General features: G+C 66.6%; 15 protein-coding genes. 4 read left to right on the top strand and 11 right to left on the bottom strand.

The window, feature by feature from the left end; translation table 11 throughout:
* Nucleotides 1-15: 15 nt before the first annotated feature.
* Genes ispG through dxr form a run of 3 tightly spaced genes read right to left on the bottom strand, consistent with a single transcriptional unit; the run spans nucleotide 16 to nucleotide 3,626 of the window.
* Nucleotides 16-1,173 (bottom strand): flavodoxin-dependent (E)-4-hydroxy-3-methylbut-2-enyl-diphosphate synthase, encoded by a 1,158-nt coding sequence (gene ispG / locus PT015_RS01955; protein ID WP_285188449.1) that lies wholly within the window; start codon nucleotides 1,171-1,173, stop codon nucleotides 16-18.
* A 36-nt stretch (nucleotides 1,174-1,209) separates the two neighbouring features.
* The gene (locus tag PT015_RS01950) at nucleotides 1,210-2,415 is read right to left on the bottom strand and encodes a M50 family metallopeptidase (RefSeq protein ID WP_285188448.1); all 1,206 of its coding nucleotides are present in this window, start codon (nucleotides 2,413-2,415) and stop codon (nucleotides 1,210-1,212) included.
* Nucleotides 2,412-3,626, bottom strand: a complete 1,215-nt coding sequence (dxr, locus tag PT015_RS01945) for a 1-deoxy-D-xylulose-5-phosphate reductoisomerase (RefSeq protein WP_390887914.1) — start codon at nucleotides 3,624-3,626, stop codon at nucleotides 2,412-2,414. The genes PT015_RS01950 and dxr overlap by 4 nt, the downstream gene beginning before the upstream one ends.
* A gap of 102 nt (nucleotides 3,627-3,728) precedes the next feature.
* Here dxr and PT015_RS01940 point away from each other — a divergent pair, with 102 nt between their 5' ends.
* Nucleotides 3,729-3,995, top strand: a complete 267-nt coding sequence (locus tag PT015_RS01940; RefSeq protein WP_285188447.1) for a DUF2631 domain-containing protein — start codon at nucleotides 3,729-3,731, stop codon at nucleotides 3,993-3,995.
* 111 nt (nucleotides 3,996-4,106) lie between these two features.
* Here PT015_RS01940 and rlmN read toward each other — a convergent pair whose 3' ends face one another.
* From rlmN to pyrH, 4 genes are read right to left on the bottom strand one after another with little or no spacing between them, the layout of a single operon-like run.
* Nucleotides 4,107-5,201 (bottom strand): 23S rRNA (adenine(2503)-C(2))-methyltransferase RlmN, encoded by a 1,095-nt coding sequence (gene rlmN, locus PT015_RS01935; RefSeq protein ID WP_285188445.1) that lies wholly within the window; start codon nucleotides 5,199-5,201, stop codon nucleotides 4,107-4,109.
* A gap of 8 nt (nucleotides 5,202-5,209) precedes the next feature.
* Nucleotides 5,210-6,115, bottom strand: a complete 906-nt coding sequence (locus PT015_RS01930) for a phosphatidate cytidylyltransferase (protein ID WP_285188444.1) — start codon at nucleotides 6,113-6,115, stop codon at nucleotides 5,210-5,212.
* 23 nt (nucleotides 6,116-6,138) lie between these two features.
* Nucleotides 6,139-6,696, bottom strand: a complete 558-nt coding sequence (frr, locus tag PT015_RS01925) for a ribosome recycling factor (protein WP_285188442.1) — start codon at nucleotides 6,694-6,696, stop codon at nucleotides 6,139-6,141.
* A 13-nt stretch (nucleotides 6,697-6,709) separates the two neighbouring features.
* Complete coding sequence (pyrH, locus tag PT015_RS01920; protein WP_285188441.1) at nucleotides 6,710-7,456, bottom strand: UMP kinase; 747 nt, start codon at nucleotides 7,454-7,456, stop codon at nucleotides 6,710-6,712.
* A 412-nt stretch (nucleotides 7,457-7,868) separates the two neighbouring features.
* Between pyrH and mbp1 the strand changes: the two genes are divergently transcribed.
* Entirely contained in the window at nucleotides 7,869-8,111 is a 243-nt protein-coding gene (gene mbp1, locus PT015_RS01915) for a microaggregate-binding protein 1 (protein ID WP_285190876.1), read from the top strand.
* A gap of 53 nt (nucleotides 8,112-8,164) precedes the next feature.
* Here the strand turns inward: mbp1 and PT015_RS01910 are convergent, their stop codons facing one another.
* Together PT015_RS01910 and PT015_RS01905 are read right to left on the bottom strand one after the other, a co-directional pair.
* Nucleotides 8,165-8,917 (bottom strand): STAS domain-containing protein, encoded by a 753-nt coding sequence (locus PT015_RS01910; RefSeq protein ID WP_285188440.1) that lies wholly within the window; start codon nucleotides 8,915-8,917, stop codon nucleotides 8,165-8,167.
* Nucleotides 8,918-9,073: 156 nt separating this feature from the next.
* Nucleotides 9,074-9,487, bottom strand: coding sequence for a ChaB family protein (locus tag PT015_RS01905; protein ID WP_285188438.1), 414 nt, complete (start codon nucleotides 9,485-9,487; stop codon nucleotides 9,074-9,076).
* Nucleotides 9,488-9,601: 114 nt separating this feature from the next.
* Between PT015_RS01905 and PT015_RS01900 the strand changes: the two genes are divergently transcribed.
* Entirely contained in the window at nucleotides 9,602-10,270 is a 669-nt protein-coding gene (locus PT015_RS01900; RefSeq protein WP_285188436.1) for an HAD family hydrolase, read from the top strand.
* An 11-nt stretch (nucleotides 10,271-10,281) separates the two neighbouring features.
* Here the strand turns inward: PT015_RS01900 and PT015_RS01895 are convergent, their stop codons facing one another.
* Nucleotides 10,282-10,962 (bottom strand): class I SAM-dependent methyltransferase, encoded by a 681-nt coding sequence (locus PT015_RS01895; protein WP_285188434.1) that lies wholly within the window; start codon nucleotides 10,960-10,962, stop codon nucleotides 10,282-10,284.
* A 44-nt stretch (nucleotides 10,963-11,006) separates the two neighbouring features.
* Between PT015_RS01895 and PT015_RS01890 the strand changes: the two genes are divergently transcribed.
* On the top strand, nucleotides 11,007-11,426 hold the full coding sequence (locus PT015_RS01890; RefSeq protein ID WP_285188432.1) for a MarR family winged helix-turn-helix transcriptional regulator: 420 nt from the start codon (nucleotides 11,007-11,009) through the stop codon (nucleotides 11,424-11,426).
* Here PT015_RS01890 and PT015_RS01885 read toward each other — a convergent pair.
* Nucleotides 11,423-12,838, bottom strand: coding sequence for an amidase (locus PT015_RS01885; RefSeq protein WP_285188430.1), 1,416 nt, complete (start codon nucleotides 12,836-12,838; stop codon nucleotides 11,423-11,425). The two genes, PT015_RS01890 and PT015_RS01885, sit on opposite strands and share 4 nt — an antisense overlap.
* Between the last annotated feature and the right edge of the window lie 4 nt (nucleotides 12,839-12,842).

Raw genomic sequence — 12,842 nt, 5'->3', positions numbered from 1 at the left:
CCGATTAGGCCAGCATCAGCTTACGGTCACAACTGGCGAACCGCTCGCCGTTGATCCGTCCGCGCCCGTCTCGTTAGCCAATCGCATTGCCTCTTCGATCAATGTCTCGACGATCTGCGCTTCGGGCACGGTCTTGATCACTTCACCCTTGACGAAGATCTGTCCCTTGCCGTTGCCGGAGGCCACCCCGAGGTCGGCCTCGCGTGCCTCCCCCGGGCCGTTGACGACGCAGCCCATCACGGCGACCCGCAGTGGCACGTCGAGGCCGTCGAGGCCGGCGGACACTTCGTTGGCCAGGCTGTAGACGTCGACCTGCGCGCGGCCGCACGACGGGCAGGACACGATCTCCAGCCCGCGCGGACGCAGGTTCAGCGACTCGAGGATCTGGGTGCCGACCTTGATCTCCTCGACCGGCGGCGCCGACAGCGACACCCGGATGGTGTCGCCGATGCCTTGCGACAACAGCGCCCCGAACGCGACCGCCGACTTGATGGTGCCCTGAAACGCCGGACCGGCCTCGGTGACGCCTAGGTGCAGCGGGTAGTCGCACTGCGCAGCCAGTTGCTCGTAGGCCGCGACCATCACGACCGGGTCGTTGTGCTTGACGCTGATCTTGATATCGCCGAAGCCATGCTCTTCGAACAGCGACGCCTCCCACAGCGCCGACTCGACCAGCGCCTCGGGCGTTGCCTTGCCGTACTTCTCCATGAACCGCTTGTCCAGCGATCCGGCGTTGACGCCGATGCGGATCGGAATACCCGCTGCGCCAGCCGCTTTCGCGACCTCACCGACCCTGCCGTCGAACTCCTTGATGTTGCCGGGGTTGACCCGCACCGCCGCGCAACCTGCGTCGATCGCGGCGAAGATGTACTTCGGCTGGAAGTGGATGTCGGCGATCACCGGGATCTGACTCTTCTTGGCGATCGCGGCGAGCGCGTCGGCGTCCTCCTGGCGCGGGCACGCCACCCGGACGATGTCACAGCCGGAGGCGGTGAGTTCGGCGATCTGCTGCAACGTCGAGTTGACGTCGTGAGTCTTGGTGGTGCACATCGACTGCACCGGAATCGGGTGATCGCTTCCGACACCGACGTCCCGGACCATCAGCTGTCGCGTCTTGCGTCGCGGTGCCAGCGTGGGCGCCGGGGCTGCCGGCATACCCAGACCTGTGGTCACTGTTTGCCTTCTCTCGCTTTCACATTCGACCCAGCACTACTGAAACAGCCGGATCGGGTTGACCACGTCCGCGGTCACCGTCAGCAGCATGTAGCCGACGACCAAGACCAGCACGACGTAGGTGGCGGGCATCAATTTGAGGTAATTGACCGGCGCCGCAGCGACTTTGCCGCGGGCCTCTCGGATCACGTTGCGTAACTTCTCGAAAAGTGCGATCGCGATGTGGCCGCCGTCGAACGGCAGCAGCGGAACCAGGTTGATGACGCCCAGGATGAAGTTCAACTGCGCCAGGAACAACCAGAACGCCATCCAGACGCCGTGGTCGACGGTGTCACCGCCGATGATGCTCGCGCCGACGACGCTGATCGGGGTGTCCAGCGATCGCTCGCCACCGCCGATCGCGTGGACCAGCGCGCCAACCTTGGTCGGGATGGCGATCAGCGACTTGCCTAGCAGCACAGTCAGATTGCCGGTGAAGGTGAACGTGCCCGGGATGGCGCTGACCGGGTTGTAGTGGGTCGGTCCGGGCTGGGTGCCGACGACACCCATGACGCCGATATTCGCGGGCTTGGCGCCGTCTTTGCCGTTGCTCACCCAGCGCTGTCGCTGGGCGATGTCCACGTACTTGGTCATCGTCTGGCCGTTGCGCTCGATGACGACCGGGACGGTGCCGTGTAGCTTCTGCACGACTGCGGCCATGTCGGAGAAGTCGGTCACCGGCTTGTCGCCGACCTTGCGCACCACGTCGCCGGCGCGGATGCCGGCCGCGGCCGCCGGGCCGTCGCCAGTGCACTTTTCGAAATCGCCCTGCTTGAGTTCGCTTGCCGCGCAGGCTGTTTGCCCGATGACCGCGGTGGGATGCAGGTTGGGCAGCCCCCAAGTGACGGCGATGGCGTAGATCAGCACCAGCCCGATGACAAAGTTCATGCCGGGACCGGCGAACAGCACCGCCACTCGTTTCCAGGTCTTCTGCTTGTACATCGCGCGGTCGTGCTCGTCGGGGGCCAGCTCCTCCACCGACGTCATGCCGGCGATATCGCAGAACCCACCGGCCGGAATGGCCTTGAGTCCGTACTCGACCTCGCCACGACGGGTCGACCACAGCGTCGGGCCGAAGCCGACGAAGTAGCGGCGCACCTTCATGCCGGTGCCCAGCGCGACCCACATGTGGCCGCACTCGTGCAGCGCCACCGAGATCAGGATGGCGAGTGCAAACAGCACGATGCCAATGACGAACATCATCGTGTCGGTGAAACCTCCCGTGTGACTGCACTCTGCGCGCGCTCGCGGGCCCAGCGCTGTGCATCGAGTACGTCTTCCACGGTAGCGGGTTCTGCGGCCCACCGGTCGGCGGCGCTCAGGACGTCGGCAATTGTTTGCACGATCGCAGGAAAACCGATCCGACCGGCGAGGAACGCCTCGGCCGCCTCCTCGTTGGCGGCGTTGTAGACGGCGGTCATGCAGCCGCCCGTCTCCCCCGCCTGGCGGGCCAGCGAGACCGCGGGGAAAACCGCATCGTCCAGCGGCTCGAATTCCCACGTCGACGCGGTGCTGAAGTCACACGCGGCGGCCGCGGCCGGCACCCGGTCCGGCCAGCCCAGAGCCAGCGCGATCGGCAGTTTCATGTCCGGCGGGCTGGCCTGCGCGATCGTCGACCCGTCGGTGAACGTCACCATCGAGTGCACGATCGACTGTGGATGCACGACGACGTCGATGCGGCGGTATGGGATACCGAACAGCAGGTGTGCCTCGATGAGTTCGAGCCCCTTGTTGACCAGCGAAGCCGAGTTCAGCGTGTTCATCGGCCCCATGGACCAGGTCGGGTGCGCCCCGGCCTGCTCGGGCGTGACATCTTCCAACTGTGCGGCCGACCAGCCGCGGAACGGCCCGCCCGAGGCGGTGAGCACCAGCTTGGCGACTTCATCGGCGCTTCCGCCGCGTAGGCATTGCGCCAGCGCGGAGTGCTCGGAGTCGACCGGGATGATCTGGCCGGGCTGCGCGGCGGCCAGCACCAGCGGCCCGCCGGCGATCAGCGATTCCTTGTTGGCCAGGGCCAGGCGGGCCCCGGACGCCAGCGCGGTCAGCGTCGGCCGCAGTCCCAGCGCGCCGACCAGTGCGTTCAGCACGACGTCGGCCTCGGTGTTCTCGACGAGCCGGGTCGCGGCCTCAGGCCCGCTGTGGGTGACGCCACCGATGGTCTGCGCGGCATGCTCGTCGGCGACCGCGATGTTGGTCACTCCGGTCTGTGCGCGCTGGCGGGCCAGCAATTCCGGGTTGCCGCCACCGGCGGCGAGTCCGACCAGCTCGAAGCGGTCCGGGTTCGCGGCGATGACCTCGAGCGCCTGGGTGCCGATGGAACCGGTGCTACCCAACACCAGGGTCTTGAGTCGGCGGCCCGTGCCGAGTGTGCGGCTGGCTTCACGTTCGGCGAGGCCGTCACGGCGGTTGGACACTCCTCCATTGTGCCGCGCCACCGCCTCGCCCGACGAATCTCCGACCGGGAGCCGTATGCCAGAATGTGCAGGCAATCCCGATCCCAACCCGAGGAGTCTGCCGTGGCCGGTACCGAGGTGGAACGCACAGGCGGTCAGGTCAACGGAGTCGACGTCGCCGAGGTGCCGTCGGCTGCCTGGGGCTGGAGCAAGATCAGCCACCGCAACTGGCACGTCTACGGGCTGCTGATGATCATGCTGATGGCGGCGTTCCTGCGCGGCAACCACGTCGGCCATGTCGAGGATCTGTGGACCATCGGCTTTGTGCTGCTGGGCCTGTTCTTCCTGGTTCGCGACATTTGGGGTCGTCGGCGCGGCTGGCTCAAGTAGGCGGCTCGGCGGCCAACTGGCCGCACGCGGTACCCATTGCGCGTGCGCTCCAGCTACCCGCCCTCGGCGGCCAACTGGCCGCACGCGGTGCCCATTGCGCGTGCGCTCCAGCTACCCGCCCTCGGCGGCCAACTGGCCGCACGCGGCGGCAATCTCCCGGCCCCGAGTATCGCGCACCGTGCAGGCCACTCCCGCCGCCCGGACGCGCTTGACGAACTCCCGCTCCACCGGCTTCGGGCTGGCATCCCATTCGCTACCCGGCGTCGGATTCAAAGGAATCAGGTTCACGTGCACCAGGGGGCCCAACGCCTTGTGCAGCCGCTTGCCCAGTAGGTCGGCCCGCCACGGCTGGTCGTTGACGTCGCGGATCAGCGCATACTCCACAGACACCCGACGACCGGTCTGCTCGGCGTAATAGTGCGCGGCGTCGAGCGCCTCGCTGACCTTCCACCGGTTGTTCACCGGGACCAGGGTGTCGCGCAGCTCGTCGTCCGGGGCATGCAGCGACAGCGCCAACGTCACCCCGAGACGTTCGTCGGCCAGCTTGCGGATCGCCGGGGCCAAGCCGACGGTCGACACCGTCACCGAGCGGGCCGAGATGCCAAAGCCAATCGGCGGCGGCCCGATGATCCGCCGCACCGCGCTCAGCACGCGGGCGTAGTTGGCCAGCGGCTCCCCCATGCCCATGAACACGATGTTGGACAGCCGGTCGCCCCACTCGTCGCGCAGCGTCGCCGCCGCCGCGCGGACCTGCTCCAGTATCTCGGCGGCCGACAGGTTGCGGGTCAGCCCGCCCTGGCCCGTCGCGCAGAACGGGCATGCCATGCCACAACCCGCCTGCGAGGAGATGCATACCGTGTTGCGCTTCGGGTAGCGCATCAGCACCGATTCGAAGGTGGTGCCGTCGACCGCCCGCCACAGCGTCTTACGGGTCTCGCCCGCATCGCTGGTGACCTCGCGCGCCGATGTCAGCAGCGTCGGGAACAGCGCCTCGGCGACCTGCCCGCGGACCGCGGCCGGCAGGTCGGTCATCTGCTGAGGGTCGGCGATCAACCGGCCGTAGTACTGGTTAGCCAGCTGTTTGGCGCGAAACGCGGGAAGGCCAAGCGCCGCAACGGCTTCGGCGCTGCCGGCCTCATCGAGATCGGCCAGGTGCTTGGGCGGTAGCGCGCGCCGGGGCGCCTCGAATATCAGCTCTTGCTTCACGGAAAACCTCAGTGCAGCAACGTCAGGACGGTCCACGTGGCGACGGCCGACGGGAGCGCTCCATCCAACCGATCCATCAGGCCGCCGTGGCCCGGGAGGATTCGGCCCATGTCCTTGATGCCCAGATCGCGCTTGATCTGCGACTCCACCAGGTCACCCAGCGTCGCGGTGGCCACGATGGTCAAGCCGAGTAGTAGGCCGACCCATACCGGCCGGTGAGCCAATTGGGTCGCGGTCACCGTGACCGCGGAGATCCCGAAGAACAGCGAGCCGGCCAGGCCCTCCCATGATTTCTTCGGGCTGATCGTCGGGACCATCGGGTGCTTGCCGAACAGCACGCCGACCGCATAGCCGCCCACGTCGGAGGCGACGACGCCGATCATCAGGCAGAACACCCGACCCGAGCCGTCGGACTCAGCTGCCAGCAGCACGCTGAACGATCCGAAGAGCGGCACCCAGGCGGCAAGAAAGACGGTGGCCGCCACGTCGCGCAGATAGTTACCCGACGGCGAGTCCGCAGAGCCGTCGGACCCGGTCGTAGTGCCGAGCGCCAATCGCCAGAACATACAGATCACCGTGGTGGCGCCGAAGCCCGCCAGTAATCCGTGCGCATGCTGATACCAGGCCAGCCAGACCATGGCTTCGCCGCCGATCAAGAGCGGGATGGCCGGGATCAGGTAACCGGCCTCGCGCAGCCTGCGGATGACCTCGTGCGTCGCGATGGGCATCGCGACGGCAAGCAGGAAGACCCAGAAGTAACGGTCCCGAACGAGGATCGCGATGATGGTGAAGCCGATCGCGGCACCCACCGCGATCGCCGCCGGCAGGTTGCGGCCCGCCCGCGATTTCTTCTGCGGGGGTTGCGCCACCGAATCTTCGGCTGGGATACCTGCGCCGGTATCTGTCTCTGCCACGGCCGTCGTCTGCTGTGCGGTCGCTAGACCTCCAGCAGCTCGCTTTCCTTGTGCTTGACCAGTTCGTCGATCTGGGTCACGTACTGCTGAGTGGATTTGTCGAGGTCCTTCTCGGCGCGCGAGACCTCGTCCTCGCCGGCTTCGCCGTCCTTGCGGATGCGGCCCAGCTCCTCCATTGCCTTGCGGCGAATGTTGCGCACCGAGACCTTGGCGTCCTCGCCCTTGGACTTGGCCTGCTTGACCAGCTCGCGGCGACGCTCCTCGGTCAGCTGGGGCACCGCGACGCGGATCAGCGTTCCGTCGTTGGTCGGGTTGACGCCGAGGTCGGAGTTGCGGATCGCGGCCTCGATGTTGCCGAGCTGGCCGGCCTCGTACGGCTTGATGACCACCAGCCGTGCCTCCGGCACGTTGATGCTGGCCAGCTGGGTGATTGGGGTGGCGGAACCGTAGTAGTCGATGACGATCCGGTTGAACATGCTGGGGTTGGCCCGGCCGGTCCGGATGGTCGACAGGTCGTCGCGGCTCACCCCTACGGCCTTCTCCATCTTCTCTTCGGCGTCAAAGAGAGCCTCGTCAATCACTCCCGCTCCTCCTTCACGTTGTCACCAGCGTTCCGATTTTCTCACCCGCGACCGCTCGGGCGATATTGCCGTCGGTCAGCAGGTTGAAAACCAGGATCGGCATGCGATTGTCCATGCACAAGCTGAAGGCGGTGGCATCGGCCACCTGTAGGCCGCGATCGATGACCTCGCGGTGGGTGATCGCGGTGAACAGTTCGGCGCCCGGGTTGATCCTCGGGTCCTCCGCGAACACTCCGTCGACCGCCTTGGCCATCAGCACCACGTCGGCCCTGATCTCCAGCGCGCGCTGTGCCGCGGTGGTGTCGGTCGAGAAGTACGGCAGCCCCATGCCGGCGCCGAAGATGACGACCCGGCCCTTCTCCAGGTGGCGCACCGCGCGCAACGGTAGGTAGGGCTCGGCGACCTGACCCATGGTGATCGCCGTCTGGACCCGAGTGGCGATGCCCTCTTTTTCCAGAAAGTCCTGTAGCGCAAGGCTGTTCATGACGGTGCCGAGCATGCCCATGTAGTCCGAGCGGGTCCGCTCCATGCCGCGCTGCTGCAACTGCGCGCCGCGGAAGAAGTTACCCCCGCCGATCACCACGGCGACTTGCACGCCCGTGCGGACCACCTCGGCGATCTGACGAGCGACGAGCGCCACCACGTCGGGGTCCAGGCCCACCTGTCCGCCGCCGAACATCTCGCCACCGAGCTTGAGCAACACCCGGGTGTAGTTGGGCCGGTTCGACGACTCGGCGCCGTTGGTCCCCTGCTCCGTCATCTGACTCCTCGCGCGGGAAGACGCCGTCGGGCTGTCACGACGGCTGTTCCCAAAACAGCCGGGTCCATCCTGCCCTATCGCCTGGGCGTGCGTCCCGGGAGTCGACGGCTAGTTGCCGGCCGACCGCGTGAGGCCGCGCGTGGCAGGTCCCTCGAGTAGCGCACCGTCCGGTGCGAATCGGGATCCGTGCGCCACAGCTCTGTGGTGTCGGGCGTCACAACGACGGTTGACCTGGCATCGCGGGTCGTTCACGCTCTGCACAACCGGAGTCGAGGTTTGGCCGTCGAGTGCCCGGGGAATCTGCCACGCTGCGGCGCGAAGAGGCAGGTAACACACCTCTTTCACAGCCCAACCGGTCCAGCCACGCGGCCGGCGACCAGACGGTTGAGACATGAGCCAAGAGGAGGACTCCATGTCGGACGAGAACAACAGCGGACCCGAAGAAGCCATCAAGGGCGTGGTCGAGGGCGCAAAGGGATTGGCCAAGGAGGCCATCGGCAGCGTCGTCGGGAACGAGGACCTCGAGAAAGAGGGCGAAGCCCAGCAGGACAAGGCGCAGGCGCAGCGCGACGCCGCCCAGAAAGAAGGCGAGGCCGAGGCAGCTCGGGCCGGCGCCGAGGCGGCGGAGAAGAAGCAGCAGGCGCACCAGAACTGAGCACGACGTCAAACGGGGCCCGGTCCACTACGGACTGGGCCCTGTTTTCGTGCTCAGAAACGATTCTCGGGTCCGACGACAGCCCAGATCGTATTGCTGGACAGCGTCGTATAGGTGCCCCACGCACGCGAGTTGCCGGCAACCAGGTCAAGTCCGGATACCCTGTCGCCGTGAGCTTTTCGGCGCGCTGGATTCGCGATGCCGACATGTTGTATCGCAACCGAGACCGTGGAGCCGTCGGTTTCCAGGCGAAGGACGAAGTCGGTGTCTGTGGCGGCCAACGCAGCCTCGACCAATTCGGTGGCCACGAGCGACACCACGTGAATGAAGTCAGTTCTCGACCACGCCGTCAACCACTCCCCGGCGAGTTCGCGACACCGCCGAATACTCTTGCGCTGCGCCGGTATCGACGCGCGCGCACGTCGCCGATAGCGCCGCCTTGCGTCGACAGCCATCTCGGACAGCGCCGACTCGACTGTCGCGTAGACCGGTACGTGACGCGTTGTGCCGTTGCGCAGCAACGCATTGCGATCATGTTGATGGGCGCTGACCAAACCGACCGGGACGTCGGGCCATTCCGCTGTCTGCCAACGAACGCTGGTGAACACCGCCCAGGCCGGTTCTTCGCGCACCGACAACCCGGTCACGTCGACCACAACGAGCTGGGGTTCATCGAGGATGGCTTTGACGATGGCTTCGCGCGTCTCGAGATAAGTGGTGGCATCGAGCACGCCCTCGATCGAGAGAACGCGGGCGTCGCCCACGTCCTTGGCGTTGAATCGCAGCTCGCTGTTGCGGCCTGCCATGACCCACTCTTCATTCCGGAGATGACGCGCCGCCGGGCGGCTCGTCGGTAGTGGTTAGTGAACTCCGGAATCGTATGTGATCTTGACCGGAAAAGTGAATGCGTTTCCGACCATCGGACTGCGCTCAAACCCTCTGTGGCAGAGCCTTCGTTGGCGCTACTTGTCACGCGCCCTGCGGTTGTACTTCTTGATCGCGTCGACCAATTGCGCTTTGTCCATGGATGATCGGCCGGCGATGTCGAGCTTGCGGGCAATGTCGAGCAGGTGCTTCTTACTGGCATTCGCATCGACGCCTTCGGCCGACGGGATCGGGTTGTTCAGCCCGCCACGCTCGGCGCGGGCATCTGACGGACCGCTCTTCTTCTTGGGCAGCCAACGGTCGCCTACCTTTTCGAAGCTGCGCTTGAGTGCGGCGTACGCCACGCGATGGGCGCGTTCCTCGCTGCCATACTCCTCGGCGGCAGCATCGTGCGCCTTGGCAAAGGTGCGCTGCGCCTTGGCATTCGACTTCTCCAGGGTGCTGGGTAGCTCGTCGGACTTGGGCTTGCCGCCCTTGGTAGTTTTCGGCATCGCTCACCTTCCCGCGGCTTCAGCTCCCAGGTGGCTGTGGGATTGGCTGAGTTATCAGGTCGAGTGCGGGGTACCCATCGGCAGCCCCGAATCCACCGAAAGGCTCTGTTTGCGATGGCACCGACCACCATCTTGTTCGATGTCGACGGGACCCTCGTCGACTCCAACTTTCATCACGTCGTGGCCTGGCACCACGCATTTCTCGACGTCGACCAAGACGTCCCGTGCTGGCGCATCCTGGGCCTGATCGGACGTTCAGGCGACGACCTGATCGCCGCGTTGCTCGGTGAGGAGCTTGCCGAGAAGCACGCCGCACGGGTGAAAAGGCTGCACACCCAATACTTTCTCGACTCGGCTTCGCTGATCCGCCCGCTACCGGGCGCACGCCAACTCCTCGAGGCGATCGCCGAGCGCGATTGGCGATCGGTGCTGGCAACCTCGGCCGGCGAAGAGGAACTTGCCGTGCTGCGGGGTGCTCTCGACTCCGAGGATCTGATCAGCGCTGTGACGTCGTCCGCCGACGCCGAGCGCGCCAAGCCGCATCCCGACATCGTGGCCATCGCAATGGATCGCGTCGAGGCCAATCCGGCGGACGCACTCTTCGTGGGCGATGCGGTGTGGGATGTGAAGGCCGCCCTCACTGCGGAAGTGCCCGCCGTCGGAGTGCTCAGCGGTGGTACCTCGCGCGCCGAGTTGGAAGGCGCCGGCGCCGCCCAGGTGTACGACGGGCCGCTCGAGGTGCGGATCAACCTCGAGCGGCTCGGTCAACTCGTTGGGGTGTAACGACTTTCGCGTCAGCCCAGATGTGCTGACAGCAGCCAGGCCGGGACCGACTTGCGGCCGTCGCCCTCGTCGCGGACATCGGAGAAGGGGAACTCCGGAGTGTTGGCCTTGGCGAAGTTGCCGTGGATCCGCGCGGGCCGGATGTCGTCGATCACCCAGTACTTCGAGACCACGTCGCGTAACTCGTCTTCGGTCACAGGGTTCGCGGGACCGCCGTCGGCCGTTTTGGCAAAGACCAGCACGTAGTACGACGCGCCCGGCGCCGCGGCCCGGACGATCGACTGCTGGTAGCCCTCGCGCAATTCGACCGGCATCGAGTGAAAGAGGGTGCTGTCCACGATGGTGTCGAAGCGGTTGTCGTAGCCGGTAAAGGCGGAGATGTCGGCCACCTCGAACGTGGCGTTCGTCAGCCCCTGGCGGGCCGCGCCCGCCTTGGCCAACTCGATCGCCGTCGGCGAGGCATCCAAGCCAACTGCGGTGTGCCCCAAGGCCGCCATGTGTAGCGCGAACGCCGCCTCACCGCAGCCGGCGTCGAGCACGTTGCCCTTAATCTTGCCCTGGTCGATGAGCGCGGCGATCTCCGGTTGGGGCTCGCCGAGACTCCACGGCGGGCGGGCACCTGCCCCGAACTCGTTGGTCTCGCCGCGGTAGGCGGGGTCGAAGTCGAAATTGAATTCCTGTGTTTGGGTCATACCCCTGTATATCAATCTGATTGATATGTGTCAACATCGTTGATATGGGCTCCACCGAGAATGCGCCGCTTGGCTACTTGCTGTTTCAGGTGATGGCCGCGCTGCGGCCGGAGGTATCGGCAGCACTGAGTCCGCTGAGCCTGACGCTGCCCGAATTCGTCTGCATGCGAATGCTTTCCATGACGCCGGGATTGTCCAGCGCCGAACTCGCGCGACTGGGCAACGTCTCGCCCCAAGCGATGAACACCGTCCTACACCGGCTGGAGAATGCGCAGAAGGTGACCAGGCCGGCATCTGTGGCGTCCGGCCGGGCATTGCCGGCGTCGCTCACCGCCGACGGACGGGCGCTGCTCAAGCGCGCCGAGGCGGCGGTACGGGAGGCCGACGCGCGCGTGCTGTCCAAGCTGTCGACGGCTCAGCAGCGCGAATTCAAGCGAATGCTGGCGACGCTGGCACCCGACTAGGCATTTTCGGCCGAGTCGATGCGTGCCCACGGCCGGGCCGCCTCGAGTTCGTACGCCAGCTCCAGCAGCCGGGCCTCGTGTCCCATCGGCGCCGAGAACATCATCCCGACCGGCAGCCCGCCGGCCGAGGTTGCCAGCGGCAGCGAGATCGCGGGCTCCCCGGTCACGTTCTGTAGCGGCGTGAACGCCACCCAGTCCTGCAGCCGGTCGATGATCTGCTGGTAGTCGGCCATCGGGTCGAGGTAACCGACCTGCGGTGGCTCGTCGGCGAGCGTCGGCGTGAGCACCAGGTCGTAGGTGGCGGCCAGGCGTTCGGTGTGCCGTCGCGTGCGCGCCAACCGGACGAGTGCCAGCGGAACCTTGTGCAGGTTGCGGCGGGCGTGCCGGTCGAGGCCGCGGGACAGGTTGTCCAGCCGCGTCTCGTCGAATCCCCGGAACGCGCGCTTGTTCTGCTGGATCTGGCCGAGCGCGAGCAGGCCCCAGTACAGCACGAAATCCGACACGAAAGTATCTGGCACGGGCGGTTTTTCGAGGTGATCGACGCGGTGGCCGAGCTCTTCGAGCAGGCTCGCGGTCTTCAGCGTCAGCTCTCGGACCTCAGGGCTGGACTCCCGCAGCAGCGAATGGGTGATGACGGCGATCCGCAGCCGCTTGGCGCCGGCCTGCCGGACGTGGCCGATCGCCGGGAGTTTCCGCGCGGGCCAGATTCGCTCGGCCTCGGCGTAGAAGGCCGCGGTGTCCCGCACGGACCGGCTCACCACGCCGTTGGCGACGATGCGAATCGGCATCTGGCGCACCTCTTTGTCCAGCGGCAGCCGTCCGCGGGACGGCTTGAGGCCGACAAGTCCGTTGCAGGACGCCGGAATTCGGATCGACCCGCCGCCGTCGTTCGCATGCGCGATCGGCACCACGCCGGCAGCGACGAACGCGCCGGAACCCGACGACGACGCGCCCGCGGTGTGGTCGGTGTTCCACGGATTGCGGACCGCCCCGAGCCGGGGATGCTCGGCGGCGGCGCTGAATCCGTACTCCGACATCTGGGTCTTACCCAGCGGGGTCATCCCGGTCGCCAGGTACATCTCGGCGAATTCGCTGTCCGCGGCGGCCGGTACCGGAGGCCACGCATCGGTGCCCCGCATCGTCGGCCATCCCCCGACGTCGACGTTGTCCTTGACGAACGTCGGGACGCCGCTGAAGACGCCGCCTGTCGGTCGCGCCTCGGTCCGCGCTCGGGCACGGTCGAATGCGTTGTACGCCAAGCCGTTCAGCGAGGCGTTCACCGATTCGGTGCGGGCGATGGCCGCCTCGACGACCTCTGCCCGACTTACCCGACCGGAATTAATGGCCTCGGCCACCCCGACAGCGTCGAGGTGGCCCAAGGCGTCGTCACCGAATGCGTGCACGTGTCGCATTCGG

Source organism: Candidatus Mycobacterium wuenschmannii, assembly GCF_030252325.1.
GTDB classification, from domain to species: Bacteria; Actinomycetota; Actinomycetes; order Mycobacteriales; family Mycobacteriaceae; genus Mycobacterium; species Mycobacterium wuenschmannii.
The sequence above is the reverse complement of the archived record's forward strand: the minus strand, read 5'-3'. Positions and strand labels throughout refer to the sequence as shown.

Excerpts from the sequence above, each read along its gene's own strand:
- PT015_RS01950 (WP_285188448.1), bottom strand. The coding sequence starts at position 2,415 with ATGATGTTCGTCATTGGCATCGTGCTGTTTGCACTCGCCATCCTGATC.
- pyrH (WP_285188441.1), bottom strand. The coding sequence starts at position 7,456 with ATGACGGAGCAGGGGACCAACGGCGCCGAGTCGTCGAACCGGCCCAAC.
- mbp1 (WP_285190876.1), top strand. The coding sequence starts at position 7,869 with ATGTCGGACGAGAACAACAGCGGACCCGAAGAAGCCATCAAGGGCGTG.
- PT015_RS01910 (WP_285188440.1), bottom strand. The coding sequence starts at position 8,917 with ATGGCAGGCCGCAACAGCGAGCTGCGATTCAACGCCAAGGACGTGGGC.
- PT015_RS01905 (WP_285188438.1), bottom strand. The coding sequence starts at position 9,487 with ATGCCGAAAACTACCAAGGGCGGCAAGCCCAAGTCCGACGAGCTACCC.
- PT015_RS01900 (WP_285188436.1), top strand. The coding sequence starts at position 9,602 with ATGGCACCGACCACCATCTTGTTCGATGTCGACGGGACCCTCGTCGAC.
- PT015_RS01895 (WP_285188434.1), bottom strand. The coding sequence starts at position 10,962 with ATGACCCAAACACAGGAATTCAATTTCGACTTCGACCCCGCCTACCGC.
- PT015_RS01890 (WP_285188432.1), top strand. The coding sequence starts at position 11,007 with ATGGGCTCCACCGAGAATGCGCCGCTTGGCTACTTGCTGTTTCAGGTG.
- PT015_RS01885 (WP_285188430.1), bottom strand. The coding sequence starts at position 12,838 with ATGCGACACGTGCACGCATTCGGTGACGACGCCTTGGGCCACCTCGAC.